14 protein-coding genes and 5 tRNA genes are annotated in these 20,773 nt (G+C 39.8%); 4 read left to right on the top strand and 15 right to left on the bottom strand.

Annotated features, from left to right (window positions below):
- Positions 1–30: 30 nt before the first annotated feature.
- The 14 genes from ACWIX0_RS06405 to ACWIX0_RS06340 all read right to left on the bottom strand — a co-directional run bounded on the left by ACWIX0_RS06405 (position 31) and on the right by ACWIX0_RS06340 (position 14,405).
- Positions 31–8,760 (bottom strand): DNA-directed RNA polymerase subunit beta/beta', encoded by an 8,730-nt coding sequence (locus ACWIX0_RS06405; RefSeq protein ID WP_454172920.1) that lies wholly within the window; start codon positions 8,758–8,760, stop codon positions 31–33.
- Positions 8,761–9,118: 358 nt separating this feature from the next.
- On the bottom strand, positions 9,119–9,499 hold the full coding sequence (gene rplL, locus ACWIX0_RS06400; RefSeq protein ID WP_454172919.1) for a 50S ribosomal protein L7/L12: 381 nt from the start codon (positions 9,497–9,499) through the stop codon (positions 9,119–9,121).
- A gap of 20 nt (positions 9,500–9,519) precedes the next feature.
- On the bottom strand, positions 9,520–10,002 hold the full coding sequence (gene rplJ, locus ACWIX0_RS06395) for a 50S ribosomal protein L10 (RefSeq protein WP_454172917.1): 483 nt from the start codon (positions 10,000–10,002) through the stop codon (positions 9,520–9,522).
- Positions 10,003–10,320: 318 nt separating this feature from the next.
- Complete coding sequence (gene rplA, locus ACWIX0_RS06390) at positions 10,321–11,019, bottom strand: 50S ribosomal protein L1 (RefSeq protein ID WP_454172915.1); 699 nt, start codon at positions 11,017–11,019, stop codon at positions 10,321–10,323.
- 29 nt (positions 11,020–11,048) lie between these two features.
- On the bottom strand, positions 11,049–11,474 hold the full coding sequence (gene rplK / locus ACWIX0_RS06385) for a 50S ribosomal protein L11 (protein ID WP_454172913.1): 426 nt from the start codon (positions 11,472–11,474) through the stop codon (positions 11,049–11,051).
- 41 nt (positions 11,475–11,515) lie between these two features.
- Positions 11,516–12,046, bottom strand: coding sequence for a transcription termination/antitermination protein NusG (gene nusG, locus ACWIX0_RS06380; RefSeq protein ID WP_454172911.1), 531 nt, complete (start codon positions 12,044–12,046; stop codon positions 11,516–11,518).
- 17 nt (positions 12,047–12,063) lie between these two features.
- On the bottom strand, positions 12,064–12,243 hold the full coding sequence (gene secE, locus ACWIX0_RS06375; RefSeq protein ID WP_454172910.1) for a preprotein translocase subunit SecE: 180 nt from the start codon (positions 12,241–12,243) through the stop codon (positions 12,064–12,066).
- A gap of 49 nt (positions 12,244–12,292) precedes the next feature.
- Positions 12,293–12,368 (bottom strand) — tRNA-Trp (locus tag ACWIX0_RS06370).
- A gap of 66 nt (positions 12,369–12,434) precedes the next feature.
- On the bottom strand, positions 12,435–12,605 hold the full coding sequence (rpmG, locus tag ACWIX0_RS06365; RefSeq protein WP_115520417.1) for a 50S ribosomal protein L33: 171 nt from the start codon (positions 12,603–12,605) through the stop codon (positions 12,435–12,437).
- A 9-nt stretch (positions 12,606–12,614) separates the two neighbouring features.
- Complete coding sequence (gene tuf, locus ACWIX0_RS06360) at positions 12,615–13,814, bottom strand: elongation factor Tu (protein WP_454172908.1); 1,200 nt, start codon at positions 13,812–13,814, stop codon at positions 12,615–12,617.
- 109 nt (positions 13,815–13,923) lie between these two features.
- Positions 13,924–13,998 (bottom strand) — tRNA-Thr (locus tag ACWIX0_RS06355).
- A 58-nt stretch (positions 13,999–14,056) separates the two neighbouring features.
- A tRNA-Gly gene (locus ACWIX0_RS06350) sits at positions 14,057–14,133 on the bottom strand.
- A gap of 48 nt (positions 14,134–14,181) precedes the next feature.
- Positions 14,182–14,266, bottom strand: a tRNA-Tyr gene (locus ACWIX0_RS06345).
- Between the two features lie 63 nt (positions 14,267–14,329).
- A tRNA-Thr gene (locus ACWIX0_RS06340) sits at positions 14,330–14,405 on the bottom strand.
- 602 nt (positions 14,406–15,007) lie between these two features.
- Between ACWIX0_RS06340 and ACWIX0_RS06335 the strand changes: the two genes are divergently transcribed.
- The 4 genes from ACWIX0_RS06335 to lpxC all read left to right on the top strand — a co-directional run bounded on the left by ACWIX0_RS06335 (position 15,008) and on the right by lpxC (position 19,988).
- Positions 15,008–16,345: a 3-isopropylmalate dehydratase large subunit gene (locus ACWIX0_RS06335; protein ID WP_454172906.1), complete on the top strand. Its 1,338-nt coding sequence runs from the start codon at positions 15,008–15,010 to the stop codon at positions 16,343–16,345.
- Between the two features lie 383 nt (positions 16,346–16,728).
- Positions 16,729–18,162, top strand: a complete 1,434-nt coding sequence (locus ACWIX0_RS06330) for a M23 family metallopeptidase (protein WP_454172904.1) — start codon at positions 16,729–16,731, stop codon at positions 18,160–18,162.
- Between the two features lie 88 nt (positions 18,163–18,250).
- Positions 18,251–18,937 (top strand): septum site-determining protein MinC, encoded by a 687-nt coding sequence (locus ACWIX0_RS06325; protein WP_454172901.1) that lies wholly within the window; start codon positions 18,251–18,253, stop codon positions 18,935–18,937.
- A 157-nt stretch (positions 18,938–19,094) separates the two neighbouring features.
- Complete coding sequence (gene lpxC, locus ACWIX0_RS06320; protein WP_454172900.1) at positions 19,095–19,988, top strand: UDP-3-O-acyl-N-acetylglucosamine deacetylase; 894 nt, start codon at positions 19,095–19,097, stop codon at positions 19,986–19,988.
- A gap of 86 nt (positions 19,989–20,074) precedes the next feature.
- Here the strand turns inward: lpxC and ACWIX0_RS06315 are convergent.
- The coding region (locus ACWIX0_RS06315) for a tetratricopeptide repeat protein (protein ID WP_454172898.1) at positions 20,075–20,773 on the bottom strand (699 nt) is incomplete at its 5' end.

Raw genomic sequence — 20,773 nt, 5'->3', positions numbered from 1 at the left:
TAATCTTTGTTTTCTCTTAGTTTGCTTGTTTTATTGGGCTTTTTTGGAATATTGCTCCTTAGGCTTTAAGATAAATCGTTTATCTTTGTATAAGCCCGTCCCAACAGGTATCATTCTACCTAGCACGACATTTTCTTTTAAATCCTCCAAGAAATCTGTCTTTTGAGCGATGCTTGCTTCTGTTAGCACCTTTGTAGTTTCTTGGAAAGAAGCCGAAGAAATGATAGAATCACTACTAATCGCTGCGCGAGTGATACCAAGCAACACAAGCTCTGCAATGGCAGGCTCTCCGCCGTTTTTGATTGTGCGCTCATTTTCCTCTTTAAAATGTCGCTTGCTAACTAGGTCATTTTCGATAAAACTCGTATCGCCAGAATCTATCACGCGCACTTGTCTAAGCATCTGCGAAACAATGACTTCGATATGCTTATCAGCGATATTTACGCCCTGCCCGCGATAGACTTGCTGAACTTCATTTACGATAAATCGCAACAGCTCTTTTTCTCCACCGATGCGCAAAATATCGTGGCTTGAAGTAACACCCTCTGTGAGTGCCTCGCCTGCGTGGACAAACTCATTTGCATACGCAAGAATGCGTTTATTTTTGTCGATTAGATATTCGCTAACCCTGCCATCTTGTGCGGTAATGATTACGCGCTCTTTATTTCTAATAGGCTTACCTATGGTAACTATGCCATCAATTTCAGCAAGCACGGCTGCATCTTTTGGCTTCCTTGCTTCAAATAGCTCAGATACGCGAGGCAAACCACCTGTAATATCGCGAGATTTTACCGTGGCTTTTGGTGTTTTTGCAAGAATATCCGCACGAGATACGCTACCGCCCTCTATGACTTCAGCGGATATAGAAGTATTTGGCTCTAGCGCGTATCGTTTGACTTCTTTATCATTTGTGATAATGATAGATGGCTTTAGCCCTGAGGGGATATAGTCATTGACTTTTAGCTTTTTCTTGCCATCAGTTTTGTCCTCTTGCTCGGTTACCGTTACGCTTGGGATAATATCTTCAAAACTTACCACCCCGTCAATATCGCTAATCACAAGGGTATTATAAGAATCCCAAGTAGCGATTAGATTATCAACTTTTTGTGTAGGTTCTGCGATGAGAGAATCAGGCTCGACATTGCTATTATCATTTAGCAAGATTTTAGAATCCCTTGCAATATAGTGTCGTGTCGCCTCTCTGTCATTCTCATCAGCAATCACAGCAAAAATGCCTTTTTCTTTGATGACATCGCCTGCTTTGATTTCGTGCCTGCGCTCCAAATGGTCGCCCTCTAAGAGATAATATTTCACAATCCCTTTTTCTTTAGAGAATATTTTTTGTGAAATAGGCGCATTGTCTTTGGCGATGATTTCGCTAGCATAGGGGATACGATTTGGCACATTCCAGCCGTCTTTTACGATGTCTATGATAGAGCCACCTTTTGAGACTTTATAGCCACTACTATGAGCGATATATAGTTTGCCCTCTAGTCTTCCGCTAACTCCTGCAAGCTCATTTTGCTTAGCAACATCTCGTTTTCGCACGCTGTATCTAGCTTCTTGCTTACCATTTTTTACGGTTACTACGATTTCATCGTGTGCGCTTTCAATATGCAATGTCCCATCAAATGGAGCTTTTACTTTTGGCTCGACTACTAGCACAGCGGCATTTCTACGATTTACTACGATATTTTTGCCCTCTTTGTTTTTGTAGGTTTTTAGGTTGTAATACCTTATAAAGCCCTCTTTTTCTGCGCGGATTTCTTTTTCCTCTTGTGTCCTGCTAGCTGTCCCGCCCACATGGAATGTGCGGAGTGTTAGCTGGGTGCCGGGCTCGCCGATTGATTGTGCTGCGATGACTCCCACCGCTTCGCCCGGTCGCACCATTTTGCCCTCTCCTAGATTTAGTCCATAGCATTTTGCGCATACTCCTTTAGGGGCTTTGCAAGTAACAGAATTTCGTATCGTTACAGATTTTACATTTGCTTCGATGATTCTGCGTGCGGCTTTTTCATCTATGAGGGTTTCAGCACTAAATAGAACTTCATTTGTGATAGGGTCTATCACATCAGCTGCTAGCACTCGTCCAAACACTCTCTCTTCTAATGATTCTAGCAATTCAGAGCCATCAATAATATCGCTAATCTCTATGCCCTCGTGCGTGCCACAATCCTCCATTGAAATTTTGACATTTTGGCTAACATCGATTAGTTTGCGCGTTAGATACCCTGCGTTTGCTGTTTTTAGCGCGGTATCAGCTAGCCCTTTTCTAGCTCCGTGCGTGGAGTTGAAATACTCAAGCACATTTAAGCCCTCTTTGAAGTTTGAAACAATAGGCGTCTCAATAATCGTGCCATCAGGTTTAGCCATAAGCCCGCGCATAGCGGATAACTGCCGAATCTGTGCCGTGCTACCACGCGCACCAGAATCTGCCATCATATAGATTGAGTTAAACCCATCTTTGTCTTTGGCAATGATTGTATTCATTTTTTCGCCAAGCTCTTTGCTAGCCTCTGTCCAAATATCAATAGTTTTATTGTATCGCTCCGCTTCGGTTAAGATTCCGTGCTCAAACTCATCTTGGAGTTTTCGCACCTTTTGTCTTGCGGCAGAAATGATAGATTCTTTATTATCAGGGATAATAATATCTGCTGCAGAGATAGAGATTCCCGCTTTTGTCGCATACGCAAAACCTAGATTTTTTAGATTATCAAGGAAATTTGCTGTCGCACCGATACCTGCTTCTTTATAGACATAGTCGATTAAGATACTAATGTCTTTTTTCTTTAGCACGCGATTCCATAGATTTGTAGGGACAAAATCAGGCAAAATCGAGCGCAAAATCATTCTGCCTGTGGTGGTGGTAACGGGTTGTCGCTCTATTACGGTTTGGATTTTGGCATTTATATCTAGCTCCCCTGCATCAATAGCAACCATAATTTGATCAATATCACTAAATAATTTATGCTCGCCTTTTACACCCTTGCGCTCTAAGCTTAGATAATACAGCCCCAAAACCATATCTTGGCTAGGCACAGCCACAGCTTTACCACTTGCAGGAAGCAAGATATTCATAGAGCTTAGCATTAGCACTTTGCATTCTGTGATAGCTTCTTGGCTAAGCGGGACATGCACTGCCATTTGGTCGCCGTCAAAATCCGCATTAAACGCAGAGCAAACAAGCGGGTGAAGCTGTATCGCTTTACCATCAATTAGCTTAGGGTGAAATGCTTGAATAGACTGCTTATGTAGCGTAGGAGCGCGGTTTAGCAACACAGGATAGCCCTCTACAATTTCTTGTAGGCATTCCCACACCTCATTTACTTTTTGCTCTATCATCTTTTTTGCTTGTTTTAGCGTGCTAGCATAGCCCTTTTCTTCTAATCTAGCGAGCAAATGAGGCTTAAATAGCTCTAACGCCATATTTTTGGGCAATCCGCATTGATCCATTCGCAAATTTGGTCCTACGACAATGACGCTTCGTCCGCTGAAATCCACACGCTTTCCAAGTAGATTTTGACGAAATCTACCCTGCTTACCTTTGATAATTTCGCTTAGAGATTTTAATGGGCGTTTATTTGCCCCTTTGACTGCATTTGCATTTCTGCCATTATCAAATAGCGCATCAACGGCTTCTTGAAGCATTCTTTTTTCATTGCGCACGATGATTTCAGGTGCGTCTAGCTCAAGTAGCCGTTTTAGCCGTTGATTGCGATTTATCACACGGCGATACAAGTCATTGACATCACTTACTGCAAATTTACCACCATCAAGGGCGACTAAGGGACGCAAATCTGGTGGCAACACAGGAAGCACAGTTAACATCATCCATTCTGGGCGATTGCCTGAATTTAGAAAACTCTCTACCACTTTTAATCGCTTAATGATGGTTTTCTTTTTTGCTTCAGAATTTGTCTCTTTTATGTCGTTTTTTAATGATTTTCCAAGCTCTGCTAAATCTAGTTGAGATAGCAACTCTTGCACTACTTCGCCACCCATTTGCGCGACAAATCCTCTATCTACAAATCGTTGGTTAATATTTTGGAATTGCTCCTCATTTAGCACATCATATTTTAAAACAGGCTTAGTAGAAGCATCATCATAAAATGCCTCGCCGGGATCTTTTACAATATATGCCTCATAATAAAGCACGCGCTCTAAGTCTTTCATTTTTACACCCAAAAGCGTGCCGATACGGCTAGGCAAAGAGCTAACATACCAAATATGTGCCACAGGAGTAACCAACTCTATATGTCCCATTCTAGAGCGACGGACTTTAGAGCTTGTAACCTCTACGCCACATTTTTCACACACCATTCCTTTGTAGCGAGGCTTTTTGTATTTGCCACATAGACACTCATAATCCCGCACAGGTCCAAAAATCTTGGTGCAAAATAGCCCATCTCTCTCTGGTTTTAGCGTGCGATAGTTTATCGTCTCTGGTTTTTTGACTTCGCCACGACTCCAAGAGCGGATTTTTTCAGGGCTAGCAAGAGTAAGCTGAAAAGAGCTAAAATCTTTTGGTCGTTTATCCTCTTTGATTTCAAGCACTCTTGGTTTGCCATTATCATCGACTACACTCTCATCATAAGAATTAGATTTTATTGCCTCTGTTGTTTGCTCATCATAGACATTTACATCAAGTGCTAAAGATTGAAGTTCTTTTGTTAGCACATAAAATGTCTCTGGGATTTCAGATTCTCCCACAGGCTCGCTTCTAGTGATGGAGCGGTAGGCATTTTCGCGTCCATTTATGTCATCAGATTTTAGGGTTAGCATTTCTTTTAGCGTGTGTGCCGCACCATAAGCCTCCAACGCCCACACTTCCATTTCCCCAAATCTTTGCCCACCAAAGAGTGCTTTACCACCCACAGGTTGTTGCGTAACAAGGCTATAAGGACCTGTGCTTCGTGCGTGCACTTTTTCATCGACTAAGTGATGGAGTTTTAGCATATACATATAGCCGACATTGACTTTTTCGCGGATTTTCTCCCCTGTCTTGCCATCATATAGCTCGACTTTGCCGTCCATATCGATTTTTGCTAGCTCAAAAAGTGTGTCAAGTTTTTTCATTGTGCTATCTTCAAACACAGGCGTTGCAAACTTAACACCCCTTGCCCAATCTTTCGCGCACTCTAGCAGGGTATCATCATCGCATTTTTTGATAAAATCTATGATTTTTGTGTCTTTTTCGTTGCTAGATTCTGCGATTTGTAGCATTTTTGCTCTTAGCTCATCTTTGAAGTTTGCTTTTTGGTGTTCCAAAATCTCTTCAAGCTGTTTGCCTAGCCTCTTACCCACAAGCCCTAAATGCGTCTCTAAAATCTGCCCGATATTCATACGACTTGGCACGCCTAAAGGATTTAGCACAATATCCACAGGCTCGCCATCGGCAGTATAAGGCATATCCACCATTGGCACAATAGTGCTTACAATGCCTTTATTTCCGTGTCGTCCAGCCATTTTGTCGCCTACTTTTAGTTTGCGCTTGGTGGCTATGTAGATTTTGACTTGTTTTACCACACCGCTTGGCAAAATATCATCTTTTTCTAAGATAGAGAGTTTTTCCTCGTGTTCCTCACCAAGTGTCTTTTTTTGGTCTAAGAAACTTGATTTGATTTTTTCATACTTTGTTTGCACGGCTTTGGGGTAGTTTTTGATAAGCGTAGTAAGCGCAAAACGATTGATGTTTGTTATCTCATTTTTGGGGATTTTTTGTCCCTTTTTGTATTTTTTGCCATTTACTTCAGCTTCGCCACTTAGCTCCTCTTTGCTTAGCATAAGCCCTACGCGCAAAAGCTCCTCTTTATTTAGCATCGTAAGTCTATCGTGATGCTCAATATCAAGGGCAGATTTTTCTTGCTCATAAGCACTCACAGCCCTCGCATCACGCTCATAGCCTTTTTTGGTAAAGATTTTGACATCAACAATCGTCCCTTCTAATGACGGAGGACAATACAAAGATTTATTTACCACATGCCCAGCTTTTTCGCCAAAAATCGCACGAAGTAGTCGCTCTTCAGGGCTTGGTTTTACTTCGCCTTTTGGAGAGACTTTGCCTACTAGAATCATACCTGCGGTTACATAAGTGCCAATCCGCACAATACCACTCTCATCAAGGTGAGCTACCTCCTCTTCACGCACGCCCGGAATATCCGCAGTAATCTCCTCTGTCCCGTGCTTTAGCTCTCTAGCTTCGATTTCTTTTTCATAAATATGATTTGAAGTGAAAGCATCTTCTTTGATAAGTCGCTCGCTTACGACAATAGCGTCCTCAAAATTATATCCATTCCACGGCATAAATGCTACGCGGATATTTTTGCCTAATGCTAGCTCACCTCTATCCATACTTGCGCCATCTGCGATGATTTGCCCAGCTTGAACTTTGTCGCCTTTTTTGACAATAGGTCGTTGCGCAAAGCAGGTGTTTTGATTAGTTCGCAAATTTTTTTGCAACGAATAATCATCAATATAGACGCTATCGCCTTCCTCGCCCAAAATATAAATATTGCGAGAATCCACACGCTCAACAACCCCGCTTCGTCTTGCTTTTACCGCTTCCCAAGAATCTCTTGCGATAATTTGCTCAATCCCCGTGCCAACGATTGGGGCATCAGGTTTTAATAGCGGGACAGCTTGTCGTTGCATATTTGAACCCATAAGTGCGCGGTTTGCATCATCGTGCTCCAAGAACGGAATCAACGAAGCAGCCACACCCACAAGCATTCTAGGACTTAAATCAATCAACTCCACTTCTTCGGATTTTCGCAAAGTGATTTCACCACCACAACGAGTCTCGATAAGAGAATCTACGATGTTATTATTAGCATCTAGCTTTGTGCTTGCAGGGGCTATGACTTTGCCATCTTCTTGTGTCGCAGTAAGATAGACGACTTCATCGGTAACCTTGCCATTTACAACTTCCCTATATGGTGCTTCAATAAAGCCTAAATCATTTACGCGAGTAAAAGTAGATAGCGTGTTGATAAGCCCGATATTTTGTCCTTCAGGGGTTTCAATAGGGCAGATTCTGCCATAATGCGTAGGATGCACATCGCGCGCTTCAAACCCTACGCGCTCTTTTACCAAACCTCCCTCGCCAAGTGCTGATAGACGGCGTTTGTGCGTGATTTCACTAAGTGGATTTGTTTGGTCCATAAATTGTGAAAGTTGTCCGCCTGTGAAAAACTCCATAATCGTGCTTGTGATAGTTTTTGCATTTATCAAATCTTGTGGCATTATGCTATCAAAATTCCCACTCATCGTAGTTAGCTTATCTTTAATCGCCTTTTGCATTTTGACAAGCCCAGAGTGCATTTCATTTGCTAGCAATTCGCCTATGGCGCGGATTCTGCGATTGCCTAGATTATCTCTATCATCGATTCTGAATTTACCCTGCCTACCCTCTTTGCAATTTTTGACACCCATAAGGTAACGAGCGGATTCTATAATGTCTTGGTGGGTTAGCACGGTTACATAATTTGGCACATTTAAGCCTAGCTTATGATTCATTTTCATTCGCCCTACCCGTGTCAAATCATACGCTTCAGGATCAAAAAACAATCGCTTAACAAATTGCTTTGCAACTTCTTTTGTTACGGGTTCTCCCGGACGCATTACTTTGTAGATTCTAATAGCGGCTAACTCATTTTCATCATCAGTTTTTTCACTTTGTTTAAGAAGTTTTAGAGAATCTGTCTCGGCGATAAAAGCGTTTATTATGGAATTATCCACACCGCTTGCAATGTCGTTTATGATGACAAAATCTTTTAGCTTAAGTTCGGTTATTTTTTTGAGCTTTGATTCATCGATTTGCGTAAGAGTATCAAGGATAACCTCCCCACTCTTGCTATCAACAATAGGCTCAAAAATGTAGCGACCTAGCAAAGTTTTTGCGGGGTATTGTATGTATTCAAGCCCTTTTTCTTGCAACTCTTTTGCTTTTTTTGCACTTAGTCTCTTACCTGAAGGCACGATGATTTCGCCATTTATATCTTTTATATCAAAATCTACTCTGCCCTCAAAATCTGCTGGGTTAAATTTGATAAGAAATTCATCGTTTTGGACTTTGATAACAAGGCTTGGATAAAAGATTTTTAAAATATCCATTTTGCTATACCCAAGCGCACGCAAAAAGATAGTCGCAGGGACTTTGCGCCGTTTGTTTATACGAACAAACATCGTATCTTTTGCATCATATTCAAAATATAGCCACGAGCCTCTATCAGGGATAATCTGCCCCATATAAATGGGTTTATTGATGGTTGAAGCGGTGTCATCTTGCTTAAAAATTACGCCCGGACTCCTATGTAGCTGATTTACCACCACGCGCTCTACACCGTTAATGATGAAACTCGTGCGGTCTGTCATAAGCGGAATCTCACGCACAAAAATACTTTGCTCTTTTCTGTCTTTTGGTGCGAGTTTATCGCCTTTTTCGTCTTTTTCCCATTGGATAAGCTCGACTTTTAGCTTCAAAGGTATGGCATAGGTAATACCACGCTCCATAGCCTCTCTAATGGTGTATTTTGGTTTGCCATACTCGCAACTTTTATACTCAAGGGTAATGCGATTTTGAGCATCTTGGATAGGGAAAATTGACTTAAATACTTTCTCTATCCCGCTTTCTTTGCCATCTCGTGGATACAAAAACGAATCATAACTATCGCGTTGCAAAAGCAAAAGATTTGGCACTTCTAAGCCCTGCTGTTTAGCAAAATCAATGCGAAGTCTATTTTTGGCTTGTGTTTTTGACATTTGATAATCCTTGAAAAAGTATTTAGCTACACCCTAAGAGATTCTAGTTTTAAACATTTTGGTAAATCTAGCATTTTAGATAAGTTTTGCTAGTTTGGTTTATTTCAATCGCGCAAAATAGCGTGATTTAAGCCATTTTATATCACTTATGCTATTTAAAACGCTAAGCATTTTAAGTAATCGCAAAATCATAGATTTTAATCAAACACCACGCTTAATCTATGCTTGCCACTTGCAAAATCTTTATCCAATGATTCTATAAAATCTAAAATCTCTTAGGGTGCATTTTAAAAGCCTAGAATGTGTTAAATTCTAGGCATACAAACTCTTAATATCTAGCTCTACGCGCTTTTGTGGCTTATTTGATTTCCACTTTCGCGCCTGCTTCTTCGAGCTTTTTCTTAAACGCTTCGGCGTCATCTTTATTGACACCCTCTTTGATAGTGTGAGGAGTTTGTTCAGTAGCATCTTTTGCCTCTTTTAGCCCAAGCCCTGTAATTTCACGCACAGCTTTGATAACGGCGATTTTATTTGCACCTGCTTCGACTAGGACTACGGTAAATTCTGTCTTTTCCTCTGCGCTACCGCCAGCACCGCCTCCTGCTGCTACTGCTCCTGCTACAACTGTGGGTGCTGCACTCACACCAAACTTTTCCTCAAACGCTTTTACAAGCTCTGATAACTCTAGGACAGATAGTCCGCCTATGTAATCTAGGACTTCTTCTTTTGTGATAGCCATTTTTTCTCCTTTTTAGATGGTTAGTTTTGTTCTTTTTGCTTTTTTAGATTGTCCAATCCTGTAACAAAATATCGTGCAGGAGCAGTCCAAACTGACAAAAGCATACCGATAAGTTCTTCTCTGCTTGGTAGCTTAGAGACGGCGAGAATGTGGGTTTTATCCACTTTTTCGCCATCAAAGCAACCAACTTTAATAGAAAAACTCGCTTCATTTGCGCTAGCAAATTTTACGACAATCTTTGATAGCGCGATTTGGTCTTCCCCCCAAATAAAGATATTTGTATCTTTAATATCTAAATCTGGGTAACTAGAATTTTTAAGCGCAATGCGTGCCAAAGTGTTTTTTATCACTTGGACTTTTGCACCCGCTTGTCGCGCTAAAGCGCGTAGCTCTTCTAACGATTTAACGCTTGTGCCTTTGTAATCACATAGCAATAAAGCATTAGCAGTTTTAAATTCTTGGGTAAGAGCGTCAATTAGTTCTTGCTTTTGGGTTTTAGTCATCTTTCCTCCTTTCAGACGAGACTTATACAAGGCAACTAGAATCTAGCGATTAAGCATAATGCCCTTGTAATCATCAGTCTAAGATAAATTAAATTCTCCTCTTTTTTGTTTTTATCAATCTAATCGCATAATTGCCTAGTCCTTATTTTCAGTTTTTTAATTATATTAAGTGTTTGCCAAATATTTTGAAAAAATTATGTCTTTAGATTAACCTCGCTATGTTGTTAAATTCTAGGTAATCTTAAGTCGTTTTTTTCAAACATTTGGATTTAGGCTTTTTTTGATTTTGACAACGCCGTTATTTTGCTGTCAATTTTTTTATTTCACATCCATCAAAATCTGCGTATCAAGTTTTACAGCAGGGGACATTGTCAAAGACAGCGCACCGCCACGAATAAATTTGCCTTTTGCGCTAGATGGTTTTAAGCGATTTATCGTTTTTACAAGCTCTAACATATTATCACGGATTTTATCCTGCGGGAAGCTAGCCTTACCTATTGGGGCGTGAATATTTCCTTTTTTATCTACACGGAAATTTACTTGTCCGCTTTTAGCATTAGAAACTGCTTTGCTTATGTCAGCGGTAACGGTGCCTGTTTTTGGGTTTGGCATAAGTCCTTTTGGTCCTAAGATTCTGCCTACTTTGCCTACAAGTGCCATCATATCGGGGGTAGCGATAACCATATCAAAATCTGTATTGCCGTTTTTTATCTCTTCTGCTAAATCATCTGCACCCACAATATCTGCACCTGCTGCCTTTGCTTCATCAGCTTTTGCACCTTTGGCAAAAACCGCTACGCGCACTTTTTTACCCGTGCCGTGTGGTAGCACCACTGCCCCGCGAATCATTTGGTCTGCGTGACGAGGATCAACCCCCAATCGTAACGCAATCTCTACCGTCTCATCAAATTTTGCCGAAGCAAGAGATTTTACCGTGCTAATCCCAGAATCTATGTCATAAAACTTGCTTTCATCTATTTTTTGCAATAGATTTTGGATTCTCTTTGCTACTTTCATATCCTATGTCTCCTTAAAAATTTAGATTCCTAATCTATGATTTCAATACCCATAGAGCGAGCACTTCCAGCCACTATTTTTTTTGCCGCTTCTATATCGTTAGCATTCAAATCTTCCATTTTCATATTAGCAATTTCTTCAAGTTGTTTGGAAGTTAGCTTGCCTATTTTATTTTTCAGCGGATTATCAGAACCTTTGGTAATGTTAGCAGTTTTTTTGATTAAATCCGTTACGGGAGGTTTTTTGGTGATAAATGAAAAACTCTTGTCTTGATACACGGTAATAATCACAGGGATATTAAAATTACCCATATCTTTGGTTTTTTCATTAAACGCCTTACAAAATTCCATAATGTTAATACCCCTTTGCCCCAAAGCTGGACCAACGGGCGGAGATGGATTTGCCTTGCCTGCTGGGATTTGCAATTTTAATTCTCCAACTACTTTTTTTGCCATTTTTCTACCTTTCGTAATGAAATTTTAGTCGTTAAGAAACTTTATATGATTTTCTCTACTTGTGAATATAGTATTTCTATCGGAGTATTTCTGCCAAAAATAGAAACATTCAACTTTAGTTTTTTATGCTCAATGTCATAACCTTCAACAGTGCCTGTAAAATTTGCAAAAGGACCTTCATTTATACGAACAACCTCACCTTGCTCAAATGAAATCTTAGGTTTAGGTGCTGCACGATTTTGGACTTTTTCCAAAATATGAGCTATATCACTTTCTCCAAGCGGCGTAGGTTTTTTGCTCTCCCCGATAAATCCACTCACTTTTGGTAATGATTGAATCGTATGCCACAACGAAGTGTCCAAATCAACATTGATAAATACATAGCCCGGATACAAGCTCCGCTCACTTACCTTTTTAATGCCATTTTTTATCTCATAAACATCTTCGGTAGGCACTATGATTTCTTTTAGTCTATCTTGGATTTGATATTGCTCGACCAAATTTTCAATAGCTCGCTTGACGGATTGTTCGCTACCAGAATAAGTCTGTATAGCATACCAGCTTAACGACATACAAGTCTCCTAAGTTTCTATAAAATACTAGATACAGAAGCAGACAAAATTAAATCAACTAATCCTAAAAACAACGCAATAACAAAGACAACCACTACAACAGAAATAAGCGCATTACGAATCTGCTCTCTAGTAGGGAATATTACTTTAAACAGCTCTTCTTTTGCTATCCTGTAATAAGAAACTATCTTTTTCATTATTGTTTAACCTTAGTTTTTTTATTTTGCTTGATTAGCTCGATGCAAATGGCAGGTCAGGAGGGACTCGAACCCCCAACAGTCGGTTTTGGAGACCGATGCTCTACCATTGGAGCTACTGACCTTCAAAGCTAGAGAATCTACTTAAGTTTTGCGTTTAGTCTTGCACTAAAGTAGATTCTACAAAATTCCTAGCTTTTTAGCTTAACTTCTTTATGCACAGTGTGTTTGTTAAGTCTAGGGCAGAATTTCTTAAGCTCCAGTTTTTCTGTCTTTGTCTTGGCATTTTTCGTTGTGCTGTAATTTATATCACCACACTCCGAACACTTTAAGCCAATCTTTACCACATTGCCTTTTGCCATTTTTTAGCCTTACTCAATGATTTTGCTTACAACGCCAGCACCAACAGTCCTGCCACCTTCACGGATAGCAAATCGTGTCCCCTCTTCAAGCGCGATTGGGTTAATAAGCTCAACTGTGATTTTTACATTATCACCGGGCATAACCATCTCCACACCGCTAGGTAAAGTGATTGAGCCTGTTACATCGGTAGTGCGCACATAAAATTGTGGGCGATAGTTATTGACAAATGGCGTATGTCTTCCGCCTTCTTCTTTGGATAGGACATATACTTCGCCCTCAAACTTTTTATGCGGAGTGATAGAACCCGGTTTGCAAAGCACCATACCACGCTCTACTTCCTCTTTCTTTGTTCCACGCAAAAGGATACCTACATTATCGCCAGCCTCGCCCTTATCAAGCTCTTTTCTAAACATTTCCACGCCTGTAACGGTAGTTTTTTGCGTATCACGGATTCCTACGATTTCTACTTCATCGCCCACCTTTACTACGCCACGCTCGATTCTGCCTGTAACGACCGTCCCACGACCTGCGATTGAAAACACATCTTCAACAGGCATTAGGAAAGTTTTTTCAGTATCACGCTCAGGTGTTGGGATATAAGCATCTACTTCAGCCATAAGTTTTAGGACTTTTTCGCCCCACTCACCTATATTGCCAGACTTTGCTTCTTCAAGGGCTTTTAGCGCAGAGCCAGCCACGATAGGTGTAGTATCACCGGGAAATTCATATTGGCTTAGCAACTCACGCACTTCCATTTCTACCAAATCAAGCAATTCTTGGTCATCTACCATATCTTGTTTATTTAAGAAAACAACAATATATGGAACACCTACTTGACGAGATAGTAAGATATGCTCTCTAGTTTGAGGCATAGGACCATCTGCTGCTGATACAACCAAAATCGCGCCGTCCATTTGCGCTGCACCTGTAATCATATTTTTTACATAGTCAGCGTGTCCGGGACAATCCACATGCGCATAGTGGCGATTTTCTGTTTCATACTCTATGTGAGAAGTTGCAATGGTAATCCCTCTTTCGCGCTCTTCAGGTGCATTATCAATCTTATCATAGTCTTTCATTTCTGCAAGACCTTTTGTTGATAAAACAGCTGAAATAGCCGCGCTTAATGTTGTTTTGCCGTGGTCTACATGCCCAATAGTCCCAATATTTACATGGGGCTTATTTTTGACAAATTTTTCCTTTGCCATAAGAATCTCCTTAAAAAAATTTTCAAAGTCTCGGATTTTATCTTAAAGTTCTTTATAAAAAGCTAAAAAACTTTAAAAACATCACAAAAACTAAGATGACGAGAAAAACTGGAGCCCATAAGCGGGATTGAACCGCCGACCTCTTCCTTACCAAGGAAGTGCTCTGCCACTGAGCTATATGGGCAATTTTAAAGACTTTGGGAAAAATGAGTAAATGAAAGCATTTATTCAGCTCCCAGAGGTGGAGCGGGAAACGGGGCTCGAACCCGCGACCCTCAGCTTGGAAGGCTGATGCTCTAGCCAACTGAGCTATTCCCGCAAATACCATTTTGGCTACCACACCTAGAATCCAAACAAGAATCTAAGATGGTGGTGAGTCGTGGATTCGAACCACGGAAGACATAGTCAGCAGATTTACAGTCTGCCCTCGTTGGCCACTTGAGTAACTCACCAAAACAGCAAAAACTGGTCAAACGCCAAATGAGATAGATTCTCTTTTGTTTGTGGTTGTAAAATGGAGCTGGTTAAGGGACTTGAACCCCCGACCCTCTGCTTACAAGGCAGATGCTCTACCAACTGAGCTAAACCAGCGTAAATAGCGCAAAATCTAAGTTTTATTTAGAAAATCTAAGGTGTTGTTTTTGCGTGTGTGTTTCGTATTTTTGGTATGCGGTTTCATAAAGAAAACTGCGATTATATACAAAATGTGTCTTTTTTGTCAAGGGTAAAATACGGATTTTGCGCAATATTTATGCGAGTTGTTACCTTTGGTAATATTTTTTAAAACTACGCAACAACAAAAACAACCAAAAACCAAACAATATCAAAATAAATCAAAAAATAAAAAAAACCAACGCAATGTAACCAAAACTAAATTAAAAACGATTAAAAACTGCTAGATAAGCATATTTTAAGCATAGTTTAATTTGTTTTTAATTATAGTTTTGTTTGCAAAAAAATTCCACTGATTTAAGATTTGGTATTTTGTGTTTGCGCTATACTTTTAAAAAAATGGCTAAAAAAAATGGCGTTTTTAGCGACACGAAGCGACACAAAAATACTAAGTCATTATTGCAAAATCAAAATGAGTTAAAACACAAATTTCCAAAAACAAAGTTTGCAAAAATATCACAAAAACACCCTAAAATAATCGAATAAAACTACAAAAAACACTAAAAAGGTGGAATCTACAAATGTCAAAACCAAAATCCCCCCAAACTATCACAGAAAAAATCTTTTCTCATCATTGTGGCAAAAGCGTCTATGCCGATGAAATCATAGAAACAAACATTGATATGGTGATTGGCAATGATATTACCACGCCTATATCCATAAAAGCCTTTGAAAAATCAGGCGCAAAAAAACTTGCAAACCCTGATAATTTTTGCATTGTGATGGATCACTATATCCCTGCCAAAGACATTCTCTCTGCAAATCAAGCTAGAATCTCACGCGATTTTGCAAAAAAACATCAGCTAAAGCATTATTTTGATGAGCGAGATATGGGCATCGAGCACGCTCTCTTGCCCGAAAAAGGTTTGGTAGTGAGTGGCGATGTCATCATCGGTGCAGATTCTCACACCTGCACTCACGGGGCGTTAGGAGCGTTTAGCACGGGGCTTGGTAGCACAGATTTAGCATACTCAATGATAACGGGCAAAAATTGGTTTAGAGTGCCTCGCTCTATCAAAGTAAATTTCCGCACAAAAAACAAAACACAACACAACAATGACACGACAAAAACCACAATGCCAAAGGGAATCTATGGCAAGGATTTAATCTTAGAGGTTATCCGTCAATTAGGCGTAGATGGCGCACTTTATCAGGCATTAGAATTTGGAGGCGAAGCCATAAGCCTACTTAGTATGGACGATAGATTTTCGCTATGCAATATGGCAATAGAAGCGGGAGCAAAAAATGGCATAATCGCGCCTGATGAAATCACAAAAGAGTTTTTAGAATCTAGGGAGAGGGAAAATGGTAGCTTAAGGGCAAAACCTATCTTTCACACGAGCGATGAGGGTGCAAGCTATGAAAAAATCTTAGAAATAGACATAGACACCCTAGAGCCGCTTGTAGCGTATCCATTTTTGCCAAGCAATGGCAAGCCTATCAGCCAAGCCACAAAAGATGACATAAAAATCGATCAAGCATTTATCGGTAGTTGCACAAATGGACGATTAAGCGATTTGCAAATCGCAGCATCTATCCTAAAAGGCAAAAAAATCCACCCCGATGTGCGACTAATCATAACCCCCGGCACACAGGCGATATACAAAGCCGCGCACAAACTTGGCTACATTGATACCTTGCTAGAATCAGGCGCACTCATATCAAACCCCACTTGTGGAGCTTGTCTAGGCGGATATATGGGGATTTTAGGCGATGATGAAAAATGTATCAGCACGACAAATCGCAACTTCATCGGGCGAATGGGTTCGCGCAACTCTCAAGTATTTTTGGCAAATTCAGCCGTAGTAGCCTACTCCGCAATCAATGGCAAGATAGCCGACCCACGCGAAGTTTTGTAGATTTTGCATTCTACAAATGCCATATAAAGATTTGCAAGATATTTTTATAAAATCTACATTGATTTTGTAGAATTTAGATTCTCTTTAAGATTGTAAAATTTGAGGAAAAAAGCACAAAAATAGCAAAACAAACCAAAACAACAAGCGGAGTAACAAATGAAAAAAGAAGCGTTTAAAAACGGGGTATGGGGCAAATGCGCAAAACAAAACCCACGAACAAAATCCACACAGTGCACAAAAAAAATTTTTTTGATAACCACAAGTGCCAACAATAAAGAATCTATAAAAGCTAGGCAAATATTACGGGGGGGGGGGGGCAATAAACAATGGGGGACAAAACAATGCGCTTAGAGAGAAGCAAAAGTCCAAATCAAGGGGCAAATATGAATAATTTTGCAAAGATTCTAACCGCACTTGCTCTACTTCTTTTGGGGTTTTATGTTTATTCGCTTGATTTGTTTAGCAATAACCCTCCCCAAACCAAAGTATATCTTTACTTAGACCCCACAAAAGCCGTCCCCATCGAAGACAAAAGCGTTTGGAATCCAAACAAGCAAATCGCTATTTTAGCCCAAAGTGCGAGCGGGATAAAATCCTACACCATAAAAGCGCGCACCCAAAGCGGACTTACCGTGCTGGATAAAAAAGAACCCGTAGTAGATAAACCAAAAAAGCTAAAAATCTGGTTGCCACAGCCTGAAGTAGCGTTGCCCGATAAAACCACGATAGATTATGAGATTTGCATCACGGATTGGAGCAATGCAAATCTTTTTAGCGGAAGCACCACAAAGAAAAATTTACAACTAACCATAAACACCAAACAACCCGTCATTACGATTATTGCTCATTCAAACAAAATCAGCTATGGTGGTAGCGCACTTGTAGTATTTCACATTGATAGCATAGATATAAAAGAGCTAAACATTAGCAATGGAGCGCAAGAATTTATCCCCTACCCTTTTATGAAAAAAGGCTATTATGCCGCGCTTATGGCTTGGGGGATAGAAAACAAAAATTTTAGCGCGAGTATTTTTGTGCGGGATTCTGGCTACAACTCACGCAAAATGACCGTGCCATTTATCAAAGATAACGCCCCACGATATTCAAAATCTACTATTGTGCTAAAAGAGGATTTTCTAAACAACAAATTAGATTCTCTCATCAGCGATATTGGGCGAAGTTTCCCCGCTGGTATGGAGGATAATTTTGAAAAATTTAAATACATAAATGAAACGATTCGCACCGAAGATGACACACTTATAACCAAAAGTTTGCAAGAAGCAATGCAAGAGAGAGCAAAATCTATCTCGCCTAAGCCTGCGTGGGAGCATTTCGCTCCGCTAAAAGGATATAGCACGGTTGGGCGATTTGGCGATGCTAGGACTTATATCGCACCTGATAAACAAACAAGTCAATCGCTGCATTTAGGAATCGATATGGCAAGCGTAAAAAATGACAAAATCCATTTATCAAATGACGGGAAAATCGCCCTATCACGCCAGCTAGGCGTATATGGCAAAACCATTTTAGTAGAGCATAATTTTGGGCTAGTAAGCCTGTATTCTCACTTGCAAGAATTGCAAAAAGCCGAAAAAGAGACAGCAAAAAAAGGGGATATTTTAGGGCTTACAGGGCAGAGTGGTTGGGCGTTTGGCGACCATTTGCATTTTGGGATTTTGGTAGGTGGAGTGGCTGTGAGGGTGGCTGAATGGGTGGATTCAAAATGGATAAAAAATAATATCTTAGATATTTTTGAAACAGCAGCCCTAAGCATAGAGCGACAGGGCGAAAATCCTATGGATTTGGAACAAAATTAGCAGTGTCAATCTTGCACATCAAAATAGATTTTGCAAAACATAGCAAAATCTAGGCAAAATCTACCCAAAATCCGCATAAGGAGCTATATTGAAAACAAGGCAACACAATCAACGAGTGATTGTTTTAGAAGAACAAAACGAAGAGGATATTATCAAATTTTTGCAAAAAAACGAGATATTGCTAACTCGCTTTGTAATCAATTTTAAATCCCCCATTTCAGCCCACTTGCAAGCCATTCTAAAAGAGCTAAATCTGTGCTATTTCGTAGGCGTAGTAGGCATAAAACCTAGCCAAAATGACATAGATTTGCTAAATGAGCAAAGTGAGCCTACTACACAATCTAGCCCAAACACTGCCCAAAATCCAAAATCTAAAGAAAATCCTTTGCTAGATTTTGCCACATCAAAAAATCTAACTCAAAAAAATACCCCATCAAATGAAGTAAATGCTAACATTGCGACAAAGATTCCAAAGATTATCCACAAAGTGCGAAGCGGGGAGGAAATCATAGAATCCAACTCTTTGCAGATTTTAGGGGACATCTCAAGTGGCGCAAAAGTCAGCACAAAAGGTAGCGTAACGGTATTTGGCGACTGCTATGGGGTGCTAGAAGTGGAGGGAGAATTTTTGATTTTGCGTAAGTTAAAATCAGGGTATATTTTGTTTAACGGAGAAAAGCTAAATGCCGATATGCTCGCTAGAATCAACGCAAATGACAAGCTAAAAATCATCATAAAAAGTGGCTTAAATTTTTCCATAAAAGATATTTTTTAAAAAAATAGATTCTAGCAAATCAAATATCACAAAGGCTATCAAAAATAAGCTAAATCGCGCAAGAAATCGCTCAAGTTTGCGACAAACTTGAAAACTTGCAATACAATACAAAAAAACAACTAACAAAAATTATCATAAACTACCACAAAGGATATAAATGAAACAACGAACCATAAAGAAAAAAGTAGAATTAACAGGCATAGGACTTCACAAAGGCGTGCCTGTAAAGCTAGAGCTAGAGCCACTAAGCGCAAATAGCGGAATCGTATTTTATCGTAGCGATTTGGGCGTATCTATCCCGCTAAAACCAGAATCTATCATCGACACGACTATGGCAACAGTAATCGGCAAGGGAGAAGCAAAAATCTCTACGATTGAGCATTTGATGAGTGCGATATATGCCTATGGGATTGACAACCTAAAAATCAATGTCGATAATGAGGAAATCCCCATAATGGACGGAAGCTCTATCGCGTGGTGTATGTTGCTTGATGAAGCAGGGATTGCAGAATTTGATGAAGCTAGAGAACTTGTGATGATAAAAAAACCGCTTGAAGTGCGAGATGGCGATAAATTTGTCCGCTTAGAGCCTAGCGAAAAAACGATTTTTGATTTTGCCATAGATTTTAGCCACCCAGCCATAGGCAAACAGCAATACAGATTTGCATTTTCTCGCAAAACATATCGCGAGGAAATCGCTAAAGCTAGGACTTTTGGCTTTTTGCAAGAGGTGAATTATCTGCGCTCCATAGGGCTTGGCAAAGGGGGAAATCTAAGCAACTGCATAGTTTTAGATGAAAGAGGGATAATGAATAAGGAAGGTTTGCGATATAGCGAAGAATTTGTCCGCCATAAGATTTTAGATGCCATCGGCGATATGGCGATACTTGGGATTCCCCTGCTTGGTAGCTATGTCTCTTTTGCAGGTAGCCACAAGCTAAATTCTATGCTTACCCAAAAACTACTTAGCGATGAAAGTGCGTATGAAATCATCACTTCAGCCAAACATCAAAAAGCATTAGAATTTGAAAAAGCAGTGGCGTTGGATTAAAAAATCCTCTTGCTTGGAGGGGTTAAAAATATGGTGCGAGAATCTAGGCTAGATTTTATGTCGTTGTGATAGCCTAGATTTTACACTTATGGGTTATTGCTAAATGACTTTCGTAGTTGCATATATTTATCACAAGAGTCTTTTACCCCCAAATCGCAGGCTTTTTCGTGATATTCTAATGCAAGTAAATAATTGGGCGACACGCTTTTATTGTCTTGATATATATTTCCCAAAGTCTCGCAGGACTCGCCATATCCATAATTACAGGCTTTTTTATAGTATTGTATGGCTTCATTTGTGTTTGTATCCCATAATAAATCGCCTACTGCTTTGCAAGACGATAAAAAATTTTTTTGAAACTCCATTTTTTTAGATTGCCATTCTTTTGTTTGTTGTGTTTGATTTTTTAGAAATGTTTCTAGTTCTAAAATCAAATCAACCACCTTTTTATGAGATTCTTTGGTTGCTAACGAGTTAGGTATAAAACTTTTTATTTCTTTTGCATCTTTTAGAAGTTTTTTGACAGAGTCAATAACAGAGCCATTATAATTTTGACACACCATTTCTTCAACGGTAACTTCGTCAACCATATGAAAAAAATCGTATAAAACTGAACAACCAACAATATTCCCATTATTGCAAGAGGATTCATAAAAGTTAATACATTTTGATATGCCCATACCGCCACATATCTTTTCATACTTATTATACTCACACATTCCCATACTGACTACACTTGCTACTATTGCAAATGCTAACACGAACTTTTTCATTTTTTTACTCCT

It is taken from the genome of Helicobacter sp. T3_23-1059 (genome assembly GCF_053654515.1).
Note: the sequence above shows the minus strand (reverse complement) of the source record. Positions and strands in the feature narration are given on the sequence as shown.